The sequence below is a fragment of the Rothia sp. (in: high G+C Gram-positive bacteria) genome (genome assembly GCF_030540545.1).
Taxonomy (GTDB): Bacteria; Actinomycetota; Actinomycetes; order Actinomycetales; family Micrococcaceae; genus Rothia.
On the sequence record NZ_JAUNVZ010000112.1, the window covers coordinates 1 to 1,088 of the forward strand.

1 protein-coding gene is annotated in these 1,088 nt (G+C 57.3%); it reads left to right on the forward strand.

The genetic code is table 11. The features are described from left to right. Positions 1 to 914: tyrosine--tRNA ligase (gene tyrS / locus Q4P78_RS09310; protein ID WP_303340089.1), on the forward strand; the 914-nt coding region annotated here is incomplete at its 5' end. Between the last annotated feature and the right edge of the window lie 174 nt (positions 915 to 1,088).

The window sequence follows — 1,088 nt, forward strand, 5'->3', positions numbered from 1 at the left end:
ACTTCACCTTCCTCGACTTTGCGCGTGAGATTGGTAAGCACATCACCGTCAACTACATGATGGCCAAGGACAGTGTGAAGAAGCGTCTCAACGGCGAAGCCCGTGATGGCCTCTCCTTCACCGAGTTTACCTACCAGCTGCTTCAAGGATATGACTTCCTCCACCTCTATCAGGAGAAGGGCTGTAAGCTGCAGATGGGTGGCTCCGACCAGTGGGGCAACATCACTACCGGTACCGAGCTGATACGCCGTACCCTCGGCGCTGAGGCCGATGCCTATGCACTCACCTGTCCCCTCATCACCAAGGCCGATGGCAAGAAGTTCGGCAAGACCGAGCAGGGCAACGTATGGCTCGACCGTCGCTACACCACCCCCTACAAGTTCTACCAGTTCTGGCTCAATGTCGGTGACGATGAGGCCGAGCGCTACATCAAGATATTCACCGGTCTCAGCCACGAGGAGATTGATGCCCTCATTGCTGAGCACCGTGCCGACCCGGGTCGCCGCGTGCTTCAGAAGAAACTGGGCAAAGAGGTTACCTGCATGGTGCACAGTCGTGAAGACTATGAGATGGCTCTTGAGGCATCCAACATCCTCTTTGGTAAGGCCACCAAGGATAACCTCCTCAAGCTCGATGAGGACACCCTCCTGAGCGTCTTCGATGGCGTGCCCCGCTTTGAGGTCAGCCGCGACCAGGCACTGGGTGCCAAGGCCGTAGACCTTTTTGCTGAAGCTACGCAGTGCTTCGCCTCTAAGGGCGAGATGCGCAAGCTTACCCAGGGTGGCGGCGTCAGTCTCAATAAGGAGAAGCTCGCAGCCTTTGACCGCCCCATTACTGAGGACGACCTGCTCAACGGCAAGTACCTCCTCGTACAGCGCGGTAAGAAGAACTACTATCTCATCACTGTGAAGTAAGGGCATACACCCTCCCATCGGGTGCCCCTTTCTGTCTCGCTCTCACTCACTCCCCGCCGTTCCGCGCATTAGGGTGCGGCGGCGGAGAGTAGGGTAGGAGAGCACCCTACTCAGCCTCACGGCATAGACCTTATACCTTTAATCCTCAGGGCCACTGACCCGGTTCCCTTCCCA